Here is a 15,969-nt window from a genome sequence, read left to right on the forward strand (position 1 = left end):
TTTCGCCTTCCTGACGCATGAACCGCCCCGATCCCGACCAACTCCTCGACAAGCTGCAGCGCGACGAAGAAAAGCAGCGGCGCGGCCAGCTGAAGATCTTCTTCGGCGCGTCCGCCGGCGTCGGCAAGACCTATGCGATGCTGCAGGCCGCGCGCCAGCGGCTGCAGGACGGCGTCGACGTCGTCGTCGGCATCGTCGAGACCCACGGCCGCGGCGAAACCGCCGCTCTGCTCGACGGCCTCGACGTGCTGCCGCTCGCGCGCATCGAGTATCGCGGCCGCACGCTCGCCGAATTCGATCTCGACGGCGCGCTCGCGCGTGCGCCGCAACTGATCCTCGTCGACGAGCTCGCGCATTCGAACGTGCAGGGCGCGCGCCACCTGAAGCGCTGGCAGGACGTCTACGAACTGCTCGACGCGGGCATCGACGTCTATACGACGGTCAACGTGCAGCACCTCGAAAGCCTGAACGACGTGGTCGGCGCGATTACCGGCATCCGCGTGTGGGAGACCGTGCCCGACCGCGTGTTCGACGCGGCCGACGAAGTCACGCTGGTCGACCTGCCGGCCGAGGAGCTGCTCGAGCGGATGCGCGACGGCAAGGTCTATCTCGCGCAGCAGGCCGAGCGCGCGGTGCGCAACTTCTTCCGCAAGGGCAACCTGATCGCGCTGCGCGAGCTGGCGCTGCGGCGCACGGCCGATCGCGTCGACGCGCAGATGCGCGAGTACCGCGCCGACCGTTCGATCCAGCGCATCTGGCAGGCGCGCGAGCGGCTGCTCGTGTGCGTCGGGCCGGGCCCCGAGGCGCCGACGCTCGTGCGCGCGGCCGCGCGGCTCGCGGCGAGCCTGAAGGCCGACTGGATCGCCGTGTACGTCGAGACGCCGCGGCTGCAGCGGCTGCCCGACGCGCGGCGGCAGCGCACGCTCGACGCGTTGAAACTCGCGGCCGAGCTCGGCGCGGAGACGGCCACGCTCGCGGGCGACGACGCGGTTGCCGCGCTGATCGGCTATGCGAAGGTGCGCAACGTGTCGAAGCTCGTCGCGGGCGGCTCGCCGAAGGTCGGGCTCGCGCGCCGCTTCGCGCGGCCGTTCGGCGAACAGCTCGCCGAACGCGCGGGCGACGTCGACCTGATGCTGATCCGCGCGTCGGCGAGCGACGAAGTGCGCGCGGCGCCGCTCGACGCGCGCGCACGCGACTGGCGCGACGCGTTCGCGCAATTCGGGTTGCGGCGTTCGCCGCCGCGCCACTACCTGTACGCCGCCGCGATCTGCGCGGCGATCACCGGTGTCGCGAGCGTCGTGTCCGAGCGGCTCGACCTCACGAACCTCGTGATGCTGTACCTGCTCGGCGTCGTGTTCTCGGCCGTGCGGCTCGGGCGCGGCCCGGGCGTGCTGCAGTCGTTCCTGTCGGTCGCCGCGTTCGATTTCTTCTTCGTGCCGCCGCGCATGTCGTTCTCGGTCAGCGACACGCAGTACCTGCTGACCTTCTTCGGGATGCTGCTGACGTCGCTCGTGATCAGCCACCTGACGTCGACGCTGACGCGCCAGGCGAGCATCGCGCAGCGCCGCGAGCGCCGCACCGGCGCGATCTACGCGATGGCGCGCGAGCTCGGCGCGGCGCTGACGACCGAGCAGATCGTCGAGATCGGCAGCCGCCACGTGGGCGAGGTGTTCCGCGCGCGCGTCGCGTTCCTGCTGCCCGACAGCGCGGACCAGGTGCGGCAGAAGATCGAGGAACCCGACGCGGCCGTCACGCTGACGGGCGCGGATCTCGACAGCGACGTCGGCCAGTGGGTGTACGACCAGCAGAAGCCGGCCGGCCGCGGCACCGACACGCTGCCCGCCGCCGCCGCGCTGTACCTGCCGCTGAAGGCGCCGATGCGTACGCGCGGCGTGCTCGCGGTCGCGTCGCGCGAGCCGCGCGAGCTCGAGGTGCCCGAGCAGCAGCGGATGCTCGACGCGTTCGCCGCGCAGATCGCGCTCGCGCTCGAGCGCGTGCACTACGTCGAGATCGCGCGCGACGCGCTCGTCAACATGGAATCCGAGCGGCTGCGCAACTCGCTGCTGTCGGCGATCTCGCACGACCTGCGCACGCCGCTCACGACGATCGTCGGCTTTTCGTCGATGCTCGCGAACGGTCGCGCGGCCGCGCAGGACGGCGACGCCGCGGCGGCCGAACGCTTCGCGCAGCGCGAGGGCGAGCTGGTCGACGCGATCCACGACGAGGCGCTGCGGATGACGGGCATCGTCACCAACCTGCTCGACATGGCGCGGCTGCAGGCCGGCAGCCTGCAGCTCAAGCGCCAGTGGTCGCTGCTCGAGGAAACCGTCGGCGCCGCGCTCGCCGCGTGCAAGCGCGTGCTCGCGCGGCATCCGGCGCGCGTGTCGCTGCCGGCCGACCTGCCGCTCCTGCAGATGGACGCGGTGCTGATGGAGCGGCTGTTCACCAACCTGTTCGAGAACGCGGCGAAGTACACACCGGCCGACGCGCCGATCGACATCGGCGCCGAACGCGTGACCGACGACGGCCAGCCCTTCGTGCGCGTGCACGTCGACGATCACGGCCCGGGCCTGCCGGCCGGGATGGAAACGCGGATCTTCGACAAGTTCACGCGCGGCGAAAAGGAATCGGCGACGCCGGGCATCGGGCTCGGTCTCGCGATCTGCCGCGCGATCGTCGAGGCGCATGGCGGTAGAATCGGCGCGCTCAACCGTACCGCGCCCGACGGCCGCGTGACGGGCGCGCGCTTCTGGTTCACGCTGCCGGTCGACACGCCGCCGGCCGTGCCTGCCGTACCCGACGACGAAATCGACGTGCCCGGCGCGTCGTCTCCCTCCGAGCCATTGCCAGATCATGAGTGAACCGAGCCTGACCGTCGTCCTGATCGAGGACGAAAAACAGATCCGCCGCTTCGTGCGCGCCGCGCTCGAAGAGGAGGACATCGCCGTGTTCGAGGCGGAGACGGGCAAGCAGGGATTGATCGACGCGGCGACCCGCAAGCCCGATCTCGTGATCGTCGACCTCGGCCTGCCCGACACCGACGGCCTCGACGTGATCCGCGAGTTGCGCGGCTGGTCCGAGGTGCCGGTGATCGTGCTGTCCGCGCGCACCCAGGAAGAGGAGAAGGTCGCCGCGCTCGATGCCGGCGCCGACGACTACCTGACCAAGCCGTTCGGCGTGTCCGAGCTGCGCGCGCGGATCCGCGCGCAACTGCGCCGGCGCAACCAGGGTGGCGCGAACGAGTCGCCGAAGGTGAGCTTCGGCACGGTGAGCGTCGATCTCGCGCTGCGCCAGGTGTGGCGCGACGGCGAGATCGTGCACCTGACGCCGCTCGAGTACCGGCTGCTCGCGACGCTCGTGCGGCACGCGGGGCGCGTGCTCACGCATCGCCAGCTGCTGCGCGACGTGTGGGGGCCGTCGCACGTCGAGAGCCATCACTATCTGCGCATCTACATGGCGCACCTGCGCCAGAAGCTCGAGCGCGATCCCGCGCAACCCGAGCATATCGTCACCGAAACGGGCGTCGGCTACCGGCTCGTCGGCGCTGCGTGACGTCTGCGGCATGCCGCGCGATGCGGCCGGAATGCAAGGCCGCCCGCCGATGAAGTTGCATCGGCGCGACATTGCCGCCGCATGAGCGGGCCGCGCACACCGGCCACGGATTCCCCGCTATGCTGACCGTTCCGCGAACGAAATCGAGGAGCGTGCAATGTCCGTCCGTCTGGTCGTCATCTGTGCGCTGGCGCTCGCTGCGCCCGGCGCGTTTGCCCAGCCGCTGCCGCCCGGGCAGCAGCCTTCGGCGCCGCAACAGGCGCTCGCCAATCCCGCGTCGGTCAACTGCGAGAAGCTCGGCGGCCGCCATGTGATCCGCAACCTGTCGAGCGGGCAGGTCGGCATGTGCGTGTTCAAGGACGGCCGGGTGTGCGACGAATGGGCGCTGTACCGCGACGACCGCTGCGTCGGCGGCGGCGGCGCCAAACGCGTGTCGAACTGAGGCCGGGCGCGGCCGGGCGGCGGCCCGCGGGCCATGCGTCGCAGCGATCCCTCCGTTCGCCCCCGGCCGGTGCATCCGGCATGCCCGTAAGCGTCTTGTTATACTCGGCGCCGCCCGGGGACGACCCCGGGCCATTCGCTTCAACGGGGACGGCCCCATCCGATCCGGAGTACGTCGAGATGGCGTGGGTATGGTTGTTGATCGCCGGTTTGCTGGAAGTGGCCTGGGCGGCCGGCATGAAATCGTCCGAGGGTTTCACGAAGCTCGGACCGTCGGTGGTGACGATCGTGGCGGCGCTCGCCAGCTTCGGGCTGCTCGCGGTCGCGATGCGCCAGTTGCCGCTCGGCACCGCGTATGCGGTATGGACGGGCATCGGCGCGGTCGGCGCGTTCGTGTTCGGGATCGTGATGATGGGCGAGGCGCTCACCGCCGCCCGCGTCGCGAGCGCGTCGCTGATCGTGCTCGGGCTGATCGGCCTGAAGCTGTCGTCGGCTGCGTGACGCCGCCGCGCCGGCCGGCGCCCGCGCCCGGCCGTGACGCACTGCGGAATTGCGGCGGCCCGCCTGCCAGCCTGTCTATAATGGAACGCATTCGGGCCTGAATGCCGCTGCGCCGTTCCCGGCAGGCGGCACCGGTTGCCACGCGCCGCGCGGCCGGTCATACCGACTCGATCCGATCAATCGGCAAAGCGCACGGAAAGTGCAAGGAGAGGGCCATGATCGAAGCCATTTCGCTCGGCGCGGGGCTCGCGTGGGCGAGCGGGCTGCGCCTTTACCTGACGGTGCTGATCGCCGGCGTGCTCGCGCGGGTCGGCTGGCTCCATTTGCCCGACACGCTGGCGGTGCTGACGTCGCCGTGGGTCATCGGCGCCGCCGCCGTGCTCGCCGTCACCGAATTCCTTGCCGACAAGATTCCCGCGTTCGATTCGCTGTGGGACGCCGTCCACACCTTCATCCGCATTCCGGCCGGCGCGGTGCTGGCCGCCGGTGCGCTCGGCCATGCCGACCCGACCGTGCTCGCGGTCGCCGGGCTGGCCGGCGGCACGCTCGCCGGTGCCGCGCACGTCGCGAAGGCCGGCACGCGCGCGCTGATCAACCTGTCTCCCGAGCCGATCTCGAACTGGGTCGCATCGTCCACCGAAGACGGCCTCGTGTTCGGCGGCCTCGCACTCGCGTTCTTCGTTCCGCTCGCATTCCTCGTGCTGCTCGCGGCGTTCATCGCGGCGTCGGCCTGGGCGCTGCCGCGTCTGTGGCGCGGCGTGTCGGGCGGCTTCCGCGGGATGGCGAACCACATGGTGTCGCGGCTCAACTCGATCGGGGGCAAGCGCGATTGAAGGCGCCGTCAACCGCCGAGCGGCAGCGTCCTGACCCTTCGCCGGCCGGGCGGCCCGGCCATGCCGGCCGCTTCGGCTGGCACGACCTGATCCGCCAGGCCGCACGGATGACCGCACGCGACTGGCGTGCCGGCGAACTGACGCTGCTGGTGCTCGCGCTGGTGCTCGCGGTCGCCGCGCTGACGAGCGTCGGTTTCCTCGCCGACCGGTTGCGCCAGGGGCTCGAGCGCGACGCGCGCCAGATGCTCGGCGCCGATTTCGTCGTGCGTGCCGACCATCCCGTCGATCCGTCGTTCGATCGCGAGGCGCGCGCACTCGGCCTGCGCACCGCGACGACCGCGATCTTCCCGAGCATGATCGCGTCGGCCGCCGGCGGGCAGGCGAGCGACGCGGCGCCCGCGCGCCTCGCGGCCGTGAAGGCCGTGTCGCCCGGCTATCCGCTGCGCGGCGCGGTCGAGATCGTGCCGGCCGGCACCGCCGCCGCGCACAAGGCGGTCGCGATTCCCGCGCCCGGCACCGTGTGGGCCGATCCCGCGCTGCTCGATGCTTTGCATCTGAAGGCGGGGGATACCGTGCGTGTCGGGTTGCGCACGTTCACGGTCGCCGCGTCGATCTCCCGCGAACTCGATCGCGGCTTCTCGTTCGTCAATTTCTCGCCGCGGCTGATGATGCGCGCGGACGAGCTTGCCGCGACCGGGCTCACCGGCTACGGCAGCCGCGTCACGTACCGGCTGCTGGTCGCCGGCGACCCGGCGGCCGTCGCGCGCTTCGAGGCCTATGCGCACGGGCGCGTCGACGGCGGCAAGCTGCGCGGCGTCGGTCTCGAATCGCTGCAGGAAGGCCAGCCGCAAGTGCGCCAGACGCTCGATCGTGCGCGCCATTTCCTGACGCTCGTCGCGCTCCTGACCGCATTGCTCGCGGCGGTCGCGATCGCGATGGCCGCGCAGCGCTACATGCGGCGCCATCTGGACGGCTGCGCGACGATGCGCTGCCTCGGCGTGAGCCGGCGCACGCTCGGCGCGCTGTTCGCGCTCGAATTCGCCGGCCTCGGCGTCGTCTCGGGCGTCGCCGGCGCGGTGCTCGGCTACGGCGGCCACTGGGCGCTCCTGGCGGCGCTCGGCGGCCTGATCGACGTCGCGCTGCCGCCGCCGACGCTTTGGCCCGCGCTCGTCGGTATCGGCGCCGCGCTCGTGCTGCTGCTCGGCTTCGCGTTGCCGCCGCTCGCGCCGCTCACGCGCGTGCCGCCGGTGCGCGTGCTGCGGCGCGACTGGGGCGACGCGTCGCGCACCGCGTGGGCCGCGTATGCGCTCGGTGTCGTGCTGTTCGCGGGGCTGCTGATCGTCGCGGCGGGCAACCTGAAGCTCGGGCTGATCGTCACGGGTGGGTTCGCCGGCGCCCTGGTCGGTTTCTCGCTGATCGCGCGGCTCGTGCTGTACGCGGCGGCGCGCGCGGTGCGCGATGCGCGCGTGGCGGCGGGTATCGGCTGGCGCTATGCGCTTGCGTCGCTGCACCGGCGCGGCACGGCGAGCGCGCTGCAGATCACCGCGCTCGCGCTGGGCCTGATGTGCCTGCTGCTGATCGCGATCACGCGCAACGATCTCGTCGCCGGCTGGCGGCAGTCGATGCCGCCCGATGCACCGAACCAGTTCCTGATCGACATCCAGCCCGACCAGCGCGACGACGTCGCGGCGTGGCTCGCCGCGCACGGCGTGCGCGATGCGGCGCCCGCGCCGACGGTGCGCGGCCGGCTCGTCGCGATCAACGGCAAGCCGGTGAACCCGGACGCGTATCCGTCCGACGAGGCGCGCCGGCTCGTCGACCGCGAGTTCAACCTGTCGTATACGACCGAGCTGCCGCCCGACAACCGGATCGTCGCAGGCGACTGGTTCGGCAATTCGGCCAGCCCGCAGATCTCGATCGAGGCCGGGCTGGCGCAGACGCTGAACGTGAAGCCGGGCGACACGCTGCGCTTCGACGTGACGGGGCTGACGGTCGATGCGCCGGTCACCAGCGTGCGCAAGCTCGACTGGGGCACGTTCCGCGTCAACTTCTTCGTGCTGATGCCGCCGCCGGTGCTGAAGGATTTCCCGGCCGTCTACCTGACGAGCTTCCACCTGCCGGCCGAGCAGGCGGCGCTGCTCGATCCGCTGATCGCGCGCTACCCGAACCTGACCGCGATCGACATCGCGCCGATCCTCGCGCAGCTGCAGCGGATGATGCTGCAGGTGGTCGGCGCGGTGCAGTTCCTGTTTGCGTTCACGCTCGCGGCGGGCGTGCTGGTGCTGTACACGGCGCTGGCCGGCTCGCGCGACGAGCGCGTGCGCGAGGCCGCGCTGCTGCGCGCGCTCGGCGCGTCGCGCGCGCAGGTCAATGCGGTGCAGCGCGCGGAATTCATCGTCGTCGGCGCGCTGGCCGGCGCACTGGCTGCGGCGGGGGCGATCGCGGTCGGCTGGGTGCTCGCGTCGCGCGTGTTCGAGTTCCGGCTCGCCATCGATCCGTGGCTCGTGCCGGCCGGCATCGCGGCCGGCGTCGCGTGCGCCGGTGCGGCCGGCTGGCTGAGCCTGCATAATGTGTTGCGGCGCCCGGCGCTGCAGTCGCTGCGCGACGCCTGAGCGTCGCCGGCGGCCCCGACTATCCCGTTTCCGATTATCCGTATGACCGATGTGAATGATGAAGCGCCGTCGCAGCCGACGGCGTTCGAGCTCGTGGGCGGCGAAGCCCGCGTGCGCGAGATGGTGGACCGTTTTTACGACCTGATGGACCTCGAGCCCGAGTTCGCGGAGATTCGCGCGCTGCATCCGGCGTCGCTCGACGGCTCGCGCGACAAGCTGTTCTGGTTCCTGTGCGGCTGGCTCGGCGGCCCCGATCACTACATCAGCCGGTTCGGCCATCCGCGGCTGCGCGCCCGGCACCTGCCGTTCCCGATCGCGTCGGTCGAGCGCGATCAGTGGCTGCGCTGCATGGCGTGGGCGATGGAGGACGTCGGGTTGCCCGAGCCGCTGCGCGAACGGCTCATGCATTCGTTCTACGACACGGCCGACTGGATGCGCAACCGGCCCGGTTGATCGACCGGTACGCCGCTGTCCGGACGCCGGGCGAACTGCGTCTGGGCGGCCGGCGCGGTGCGGCGCGACACTGGTCGTTTCCCCATCGATACGAGGTTCGCCCGATGATGACCCAGGCCCTGTTTCGCGACGATGCCTATCTGACGCAGTGCGAGGCCGTCGTCGCGGCCGTCGGCGAAGACGGCATCCGGCTCGACCGCACCGTGTTCTATCCGCTCGGCGGCGGGCAGGCCGGCGACAGCGGCACGCTGACGCTGCCCGACGGCAGCACGATCGCGATCGTCGACACGCGCAAGGCGAAGTTCGAAGGCGCAACCCCCGACGATGCCGTGCACGTGCCCGAGGCGGGCCAGGAAGCGCGCGTCGCGGCGCTGGCACCCGGCGCGCGCGTGGTCGCGGACATCGACTGGCTGCGCCGCTACCGGCACATGCGGCTGCATACGGCCGCGCACCTGATGTGCGCGGTGCTGCCTTACCCGGTCGACGGCTGCAGCGTGACGGCCGACTACGTGCGGCTCGATTTCGCGACGTCGGACACGATCGACCGCGTCGACGTCGAGCGCCGTCTCGCGGAACTGGTCCACGGCGCGCATGCGGTCACGACCGAATGGATCGCCGACGCGGAGATGGCCGAGCGCCCCGAGCTCGTGCGCACGATGAGCGTGAAGCCGCCACTGGGGCTGGGCCGCGTGCGGCTGCTGCGCATCGAAGGTGTCGATCTGCAGCCGTGCGGCGGCACGCATGTGCGCAATACGTCGGAAATCGGCGACCTGCGGGTCGCCAGACTTGAAAAGAAGAGTGCGCGGACACGGCGCCTCGTGCTGGAGTTTGCATGACGATCGACAACCTGACGGACAGCGCCGCGGCGCTCGATCCGCAAGCGCGCGAGATTCTCGATTTCTGGTTCGGCGAACCGGATTCGGCGGCGTTCGGCCACGCGCGCAAGGTGTGGTTCAACGGCGGCGCGGCGTTCGACGACGTGCTTCGTACGCGCTACGGTGCGTTGCTCGACGCCGCGTGCGACGGCGCGTGCGATCACTGGGCCGACACGCCGCTCGGCGCGCTCGCGCTGATCGTGGTCCTCGACCAGTTCTCGCGCAACATTCACCGCGGCACGCCGCGCGCGTTCGCCGCCGATCCGAGAGCGCTGGCGCTTGCGCGGCGCGTCGTCGCGGCCGGGTGGGACGCGCAGTTGCCGAGCGGCCATCACCGCGCGTTTGCGTACCTGCCGTTCGAACATGACGAGTCGGACGCGAGCCAGCGCGAGGCCGTGCGCCTGTGCGCGGGCATTCGCGGCGAGGCCGGGTGTGCGAGCTATCACGACTTCGCGTTGCGTCATGCGGCCGTGATCGGGCGTTTCGGCCGTTTTCCGCACCGGAACGCGATTCTCGGCCGTGCATCGACCGATGCGGAGGCGGCATTCCTGCGCGAGCCCGGCTCGTCGTTTTGACGGGCAGGGTGGCGGGATGGCGGGCATGAAGCCGCGCTCGCGCGCCGCTTGCCTGGTCTTGCGGATATGACGACGGCGCCGTTTCGCGGCGCCGCCTTGCATTACTTCGTTTCGTGCATTTCGTGCGCCTCGGGCGTGCGCACGTAGACGCGCAGCAGCTCCTCGTCGTCGCCCGGGCGGGCGCCGGTCCAGAACAGTTTCCATTCGCTGCCCGGTGCCGGATCGACGGCCCGCACGCCCTGGACGATCATCCACGTGCAGCGCGTCGTCTTCGCGTCGTCGATCGGCGTGTGCTGGATACCGGAGAAGTAGTACATCATCGGCGCTTCCGATTCGCCGAGCCCGTGCAGGCTCGCCATGCAGTCGCCGTCGCTCCACTCGAGCGCGAGATGCGCGTTCAGGTCGTCGAACACCGATCGGTAGCTCTTCGCGACGTCGAGCCACGGCAGCAGCAGCGTATAAACGAGACCCCACGCGACCAGCGCGCCTGCGCCCCACGACAGCGCGCCGCGCCACAGGCCGGTCGTGCGCAGCTTCGGCAGCAGCGACAGCCAGCCGACCGTCAGCGCGAGCGCACCGATCACGAGCCCGGGCACGATCGGCATGGTCCAGTCGAGCGGCAGCCAGCGGCCGAGCACCGCGAGGTTCGCGCGCGATGCACCGGGATCGGCCATGACCGCCCAGATCATCCACGCGAGCGCGACGACGGTGCCGAACAGCAGGCGGCTCAGGTAGTCCCATGCGAGATGCAGCCCGCGCGGCAGGCGGTCGATCGCCTGCGCGGCGACCAGCGCGAGCGGCGCGAAGAACGGCAGGATGTAGAGCTGGCGCGAGGTCGCGGACACTTGCAGCACCGCGAGGCCGATCCCGGCGAACAGCACGGGCAGCGCGATGCGCGGCGTGCGCCAGTCGCGCCATGCGCCGCGCGCCAGCGCGACGATCGCGAGCGGCGCGACCGGGAAGCCGAGCAGCAGGAACGCACGCAGGATGAAGAACGGCTTGTCGTTTTCCGCACCGAGTTCCGGCACCGAGAAACCGAAGAAGCGGCCGACGTTGTTGTCCCAGAACCACGTCATGAACAGCGTCTCGGAACGCAGGAACAGCGCGGTCGGCCAGATGAGCGCGAACGGTGCGAACACCAGCGCGGCGACGCCGAGCGAGCGTGCGAACGCGCGCGTACGGCAGGCGGGGTAGAGCACCAGCGCGCCCGTGAGCGTGGCCGCGAACACGAGCGGCACGAACAGCCCCTTCGCCATCAGCGCGATGCCGACACCCGCGCCGAAGAGCGGCGCGGCCCAGCGGCCGGACGGCCGCACCGGCAGCCCGTGCCGCATCTGCCGCGCCTGCGCGACGTGCCGCATCACGAGCTCGAGCAGGCCGCAGAAGCCCATTGCGGTACCGGCGAACAGCGCGACGTCCGTCATCATGTCGTGCACGTGCTTGATGACGACGAGCGTGCCCGCGCTCAGCACGACGGGGCCGATCACGCGCAGGTCGAGCCAGCTGTCGGCCCGGCCGGCACTGCGGGCCGCGCGAGCGATGAAGCCGAACGCGAGCGCCGCGAACAGCGCGCTCGCGAGCCGTGCCGCGTCGTGCAGCGGCATTACCCGCTGCAGCAGCCACGCGAGGCTCGTCGCGACCCATGCGTAGAGCGGCGGCTTTTCCATGAACGGCTGGCCGGCGCTGGTCGGCACGACGAAGTCGCCCGTCTCGAGCATGTGCTGGATGATGCCGAACGTATAGGTTTCGTCCTGCTTCCACGGATCGTGGCCGAGCACGCCCGGCAGCGTATACGCGCACACCAGCGCGGCAACCAGCAGCCAGACGCGCCAGCCGAGCCGGAGGACGCGATCGCGGGTGGCGTTAGGCGCGGTGGCGCCGGCCACGGCAGGCGTGCCGGCGCCATCGAGTGTCGCGCTGAGGTTGGGATCGGCGGCTGAGCGTGCGTGCGCGGCCGAAGCGGGCACGGCCGTGCGTCGCCGGCCGGGCGCTGCGGTTCCTGGCATGGAAAAGATCTCGGTCGGGTCAAGCCGGTCCGGCGACATGGGCCGGGACCAATAAGGGTCGCATCGAGGCGAAATGACAGCCGGATGACCGGCCGTTTTTGGCTTGGCGCTAGTAGAACACGGAACCGTTACGGATGTTTACTGAAACAGCCGCGATATTGTGGAGATTTGTGGTGTCGTGACCACGGACGGCCGCGGTCGGCCGTTTTTCCGCCTTTTGGGGCGGGATTACCGGCCGCCGCCGACGTCGAGCAGGGCGCCCGTCGTGTAAGACGCCGCGTCGCCGAGCAGCCAGACGATCGCTTCCGCGATCTCCTGCGCTTCGCCGGCGCGGCCGAGCGGCGTCTGCGCGCCGAGGCGTGCCGCGCGGCCCGGCTGGCCGCCGCTCGCGTGGATTTCCGTCTCGATCAGGCCGGGGCGCACCGCGTTGACGCGTACGCCGTGCGGGCCGAGTTCCTTCGCGAGGCCGATCGTCAGCGAATCGACCGCACCCTTCGAGCCCGCGTAGTCGACGTACTCGTTCGGCGAGCCGAGCCGGGACGCGATCGACGACACGTTGACGATCGCGCCGCCGCGCCCGCCGCGATCGGTGGACAGCCGGCGCGCGGCTTCGCGCGCGCACAGGTAGGCGCCGAGCACGTTGGTGTCGAACATCCGCCGCAGCCGTTCGACCGGCATGTCGGCGAGCGGCAGCGACGGCGCGACGATCCCCGCATTGTTGACGAGCGCGTCGAGGCGACCGAACGCGGTCGCGACCGTATCGAACATCGCGATGACGTCCGCTTCGTTCGCGACGTCGCCGGCGACGACGCACGCGCGGGCGCCGGCGTCGCGAACGGCTTGCGCGGTCAGTTCGGCGGCCGCCGCGTCGCGCGCGTAGTTGATGCCGACGTCCCAGCCGCGCCTGGCCGCGAGCACGGCGGTCGCGCGACCGATGCCGCGGCTCGCGCCGGTGATGAGGACGGCCTTGCGCTCGGACGGTGCGGGCATCGCGTGCGGCTCCTGATGAAGGTTACTTGGCCGCGTCGGTTGCCCATTTGTCCTGGGCGAGCGGCTGGTAGCGGCGCAGCTGTTCGATCAGCGCGACCGGTTCGGCGTCGATGCACAGCGCGTCGAAGTAGGCCGGGCGCATGAAGCCTTCGTCGACCGTATGGCGCAGCAGCGCGATCAACGGATCGTAGAACGAATCGATGTTGTACAGCGCGACGGGCTTGCGGTGATAACCGAGCTGCGCCCACGTATAGACCTCGAAGAATTCCTCGAGCGTGCCGGCGCCGCCGGGCATCGCGACGAACGCGTCGGACAGGTCGGCCATCATCTTCTTGCGGTGGTGCATGTCGGGTACGACGTGCAGTTCGGACAGCCCCGTATGGCCGACTTCCTTGTCGACGAGCAACTCGGGGATCACGCCGACCGCACGGCCGCCGGCCGCCATCACTTCATCGGCGATCACGCCCATCAAACCGACGCGGCCGCCGCCGTAGACGAGCGTGAGGCCCGCATCGACGAGCGCGCGGCCGAATGCGCGCGCGGCGTCCGCATAGACGGGCCGCACGCCGGACGACGAGCCGCAGTAAACACAGACTGCCTTCATTGTTTCGTATCCTTCGCGGCGGGCTTGGCGGCGACCGGGCTGCCCGCGGGGCGCGGCGAACCGTCGCGAGGCGGCAGGTAGTCGGTGAACTGCCGCTTGGGCAGCTTGCCGGAGACGAGATCGTCGAACAGCTGGCGCGAACGGCCGCGCAGGTACGGGGCCATGATCGAGATCACGTGCATGCTCACCTGGTGCAGCTCTTCGCGGATCGCGTCCTGGTCGTTGTACTTGCGCGGATGCATCACGTACTGATACGACAGCCAGTACGTCGAGATCACCGCCATGTTGGTGGCGATGACTTCGATCTCGGCGGGCGTCGCGACCATTTCGGCGTCGGACACGAGCAGTTCGCACATCTCGTGCGCGAAGCGCACCTTGTGGCTGATGATCTGCTTGAAGTGCGTCTCGAGCGTGCGGTTGCGCGCGAGCAGGTCGTTGAGGTCGCGATACAGGAACCGGTAGGTCCACATGAAATCGGCCATGTACTGCAGGTACGACCAGGTCTCGTCGATCGTCGGACGGTGATCTTCGGGGAAGCGCAGCCGCCGTTCGATCTGCTGCTCGAACTGCGCGAAGATGCTGTTGATGATGTCGTCCTTGTTGCGGAAATGGTAGTACAGGTTGCCTGGACTGATTTCCATTTCCTCGGCGATCGTCGTGGTCGTGACGTTCGGCTCGCCGATCTCGTTGAAGAGTTTCAACGACAACTCGAGAATCCGTTCGCGGGTGCGGCGGGGAGGTTTCGCTTCCATGTCGTCCGGCCCTGTGTGTGCCGGACTGGCGGGCGCTGCAATCGATGCTGCGGGATTCGTCCGGCGCGGGTTGCTGTTCTAAGTCTGGCGGACGATTATAAACCGCGGTTTCCTTGCATCGGGCGCATTTCGTGATCGCGATGCGTTCCGCGCATGGTGCGCCGCCGCACGCGGGCGGCGGCGCGGGGGTTGCTAGAAGCCGAGCCAGCGGGCGATCACCGGCCCGAGCACGAAGCCCCACGTCGTCACGCACGCGAACAGCGCGACCGTGACCGCCGCGCTGCCGAGATCCTTCGCGCGCTTCGACAATTCGTGGCGCTCGAGCGAGATGCGGTCGATCGCGGCCTCGACGCTCGAGTTCAGCAGCTCGACGATCAGCACGAGCAGCACCGACGCGATCAGCAGCGCGCGCGATGCGGCGGGGACCGGTGAGAACGCACCGATCGGCAGCATCAGCGCGGCGAGCGTGAGCTCCTGGCGAAACGCGCTCTCCTCGCGGATCGCGACGCGAAATCCGTTCAGCGAATGCTTGAGCGCGTACCACGCGCGCGTGATGCCGCGGTGGCGCTTGTACGGGTTCGGCGGCAGCGGCGCCAGGCGATCGTCGGGGCCGAGCGGTTCGTGCGGGTGCACGTCCGCGTCGGCGTGCGGCTCTTCTTCGTCGAACGGACGATGCAGTGGCGCCGTGATGGCAGGGGACGGGGTCTTGTCGTTCAGGTCTCGTTTCAAACGGCGGCACCTTCGGCGGGCGAGTACGCAGTCTTCGGCAGCGGCTTCAGATGCGACGCGAACTGCTCGGACGCCGCGCGCCACGAGAAGCGTTCGGCCCACGCGCGGGCCGTCTCGCGTTCGATCTTCAGCGCCTCCAGGCAGGCTTCCTGCAGGTCTTCGTGCATCGCGCCGGCAGCGCCCCCGCCGAGCACGTCGATCGGGCCCGTGACGGGGTAGGCGGCGACCGGCGTGCCGCACGCGAGCGCCTCCAGCAGCACGAGGCCGAACGTGTCGGTGCGACTCGGGAACACGAACACGTCGGCCGCAGCATACACCTTGGCGAGCTCGGCTTGCGACAGTACGCCAAGATAGTTCGCTTCCGGGTAGCGCGACTTCAGCTCGGCGAGCGCCGGACCTTCGCCCGCGACCCACTTCGAGCCGGGCAGGTCGAGGCGCAGGAACGCCTCGACGTTCTTCTCGATCGCGACGCGGCCCACGTACAGGAAGATCGGCCGGGCGGTGTTGAGCACCTTCGACTCCATCGGCCGGAAGATGTCGAGATCGACGCCGCGCGTCCACAGCACGACGTTCGTGAAGCCGAACTTCTCGAGGTCCTGCTTCACGACCGGGGTCGGCGCCATCACCGCGAGCGACGGCCCGTGGAACCAGTGCAGGAACTTGTAGGTCGCCGACAGCGGAATCCCGAAGCGCGCCTGCACGTATTCCGGAAAGCGCGTGTGATACGCGGTCGTGTACGGCAGCTTGCGCGCGCGTGCATAGCGTCGCGCGGCGAGGCCGAGCGGGCCTTCGGTCGCGATGTGCAGCGCGTCGGGGGCGAACGCATCGATCCGCGCGCGCAGCTTGCGGTACGGCAGGATCGACAGGCGGATCTCGGGATAGGTCGGGCAGGGCACCGTGCGGAATTCCAGCGGCGTCAGCATTTCGACCCGGTGGCCGAGCGCGGTGAGTTCACGGGTGGTGCTCTTCAGCGTGCGCACGACGCCGTTGACCTGCGGTTCCCACGCGTCGGTGACGATCATGATCTTCATCGCGGCATGTGTCCT

15 protein-coding genes are annotated in these 15,969 nt (G+C 70.3%); 9 read left to right on the forward strand and 6 right to left on the reverse strand.

The features are described 5' to 3' along the window. Positions 1-17: 17 nt before the first annotated feature. From PL79_RS16940 to PL79_RS16980, 9 genes are all read left to right on the forward strand, one after another. Positions 18-2,861, forward strand: a complete 2,844-nt coding sequence (locus tag PL79_RS16940; RefSeq protein WP_044844691.1) for a sensor histidine kinase — start codon at positions 18-20, stop codon at positions 2,859-2,861. Next, positions 2,854-3,552, forward strand: a complete 699-nt coding sequence (gene kdpE / locus PL79_RS16945) for a two-component system response regulator KdpE (protein ID WP_040127870.1) — start codon at positions 2,854-2,856, stop codon at positions 3,550-3,552. Before PL79_RS16940 ends, kdpE begins: the two co-directional genes overlap by 8 nt. A 157-nt stretch (positions 3,553-3,709) precedes the next feature. Further along, the gene (locus tag PL79_RS16950) at positions 3,710-3,994 is read left to right on the forward strand and encodes a putative hemolysin (protein WP_044844690.1); all 285 of its coding nucleotides are present in this window, start codon (positions 3,710-3,712) and stop codon (positions 3,992-3,994) included. A 179-nt stretch (positions 3,995-4,173) separates the two neighbouring features. Continuing rightward, positions 4,174-4,494 carry a quaternary ammonium compound efflux SMR transporter SugE gene (sugE, locus tag PL79_RS16955; RefSeq protein WP_044844689.1) on the forward strand — a complete coding sequence of 107 codons (321 nt, stop codon included), beginning with the start codon at positions 4,174-4,176 and terminating at the stop codon, positions 4,492-4,494. A 215-nt stretch (positions 4,495-4,709) separates the two neighbouring features. Next, on the forward strand, positions 4,710-5,327 hold the full coding sequence (locus PL79_RS16960; RefSeq protein WP_044844688.1) for a DUF4126 domain-containing protein: 618 nt from the start codon (positions 4,710-4,712) through the stop codon (positions 5,325-5,327). Then, positions 5,324-7,939, forward strand: coding sequence for an FtsX-like permease family protein (locus PL79_RS16965; protein ID WP_044844687.1), 2,616 nt, complete (start codon positions 5,324-5,326; stop codon positions 7,937-7,939). Before PL79_RS16960 ends, PL79_RS16965 begins: the two co-directional genes overlap by 4 nt. A 42-nt stretch (positions 7,940-7,981) precedes the next feature. Then, the gene (locus PL79_RS16970) at positions 7,982-8,392 is read left to right on the forward strand and encodes a group II truncated hemoglobin (RefSeq protein WP_044844686.1); all 411 of its coding nucleotides are present in this window, start codon (positions 7,982-7,984) and stop codon (positions 8,390-8,392) included. Positions 8,393-8,496: 104 nt separating this feature from the next. After that, positions 8,497-9,228, forward strand: coding sequence for an alanyl-tRNA editing protein (locus PL79_RS16975; protein ID WP_044844685.1), 732 nt, complete (start codon positions 8,497-8,499; stop codon positions 9,226-9,228). Further along, positions 9,225-9,842 carry a DUF924 family protein gene (locus PL79_RS16980; RefSeq protein ID WP_044844684.1) on the forward strand — a complete coding sequence of 206 codons (618 nt, stop codon included), beginning with the start codon at positions 9,225-9,227 and terminating at the stop codon, positions 9,840-9,842. The genes PL79_RS16975 and PL79_RS16980 overlap by 4 nt, the downstream gene beginning before the upstream one ends. A gap of 101 nt (positions 9,843-9,943) precedes the next feature. Here PL79_RS16980 and PL79_RS16985 read toward each other — a convergent pair whose 3' ends face one another. The 6 genes from PL79_RS16985 to PL79_RS17010 form a co-directional block, all read right to left on the reverse strand. Then, complete coding sequence (locus PL79_RS16985; RefSeq protein ID WP_044844734.1) at positions 9,944-11,848, reverse strand: glycosyl transferase; 1,905 nt, start codon at positions 11,846-11,848, stop codon at positions 9,944-9,946. 228 nt (positions 11,849-12,076) lie between these two features. Beyond that, positions 12,077-12,838 carry an SDR family oxidoreductase gene (locus PL79_RS16990; RefSeq protein ID WP_044844683.1) on the reverse strand — a complete coding sequence of 254 codons (762 nt, stop codon included), beginning with the start codon at positions 12,836-12,838 and terminating at the stop codon, positions 12,077-12,079. A gap of 22 nt (positions 12,839-12,860) precedes the next feature. Continuing rightward, positions 12,861-13,442: a TIGR00730 family Rossman fold protein gene (locus tag PL79_RS16995; protein ID WP_044844682.1), complete on the reverse strand. Its 582-nt coding sequence runs from the start codon at positions 13,440-13,442 to the stop codon at positions 12,861-12,863. Then, positions 13,439-14,194: a TetR/AcrR family transcriptional regulator gene (locus tag PL79_RS17000; RefSeq protein ID WP_044844681.1), complete on the reverse strand. Its 756-nt coding sequence runs from the start codon at positions 14,192-14,194 to the stop codon at positions 13,439-13,441. Before PL79_RS17000 ends, PL79_RS16995 begins: the two co-directional genes overlap by 4 nt. 192 nt (positions 14,195-14,386) lie before the next feature. After that, positions 14,387-14,923 carry a diacylglycerol kinase gene (locus tag PL79_RS17005; protein WP_044844680.1) on the reverse strand — a complete coding sequence of 179 codons (537 nt, stop codon included), beginning with the start codon at positions 14,921-14,923 and terminating at the stop codon, positions 14,387-14,389. Then, positions 14,920-15,954 carry a glycosyltransferase family 4 protein gene (locus PL79_RS17010; protein ID WP_044844679.1) on the reverse strand — a complete coding sequence of 345 codons (1,035 nt, stop codon included), beginning with the start codon at positions 15,952-15,954 and terminating at the stop codon, positions 14,920-14,922. The genes PL79_RS17005 and PL79_RS17010 overlap by 4 nt, the downstream gene beginning before the upstream one ends. Positions 15,955-15,969: the final 15 nt, after the last annotated feature.

The organism is Burkholderia sp. USMB20, from assembly GCF_000949135.2.
Classification (GTDB): domain Bacteria; phylum Pseudomonadota; class Gammaproteobacteria; order Burkholderiales; family Burkholderiaceae; genus Burkholderia.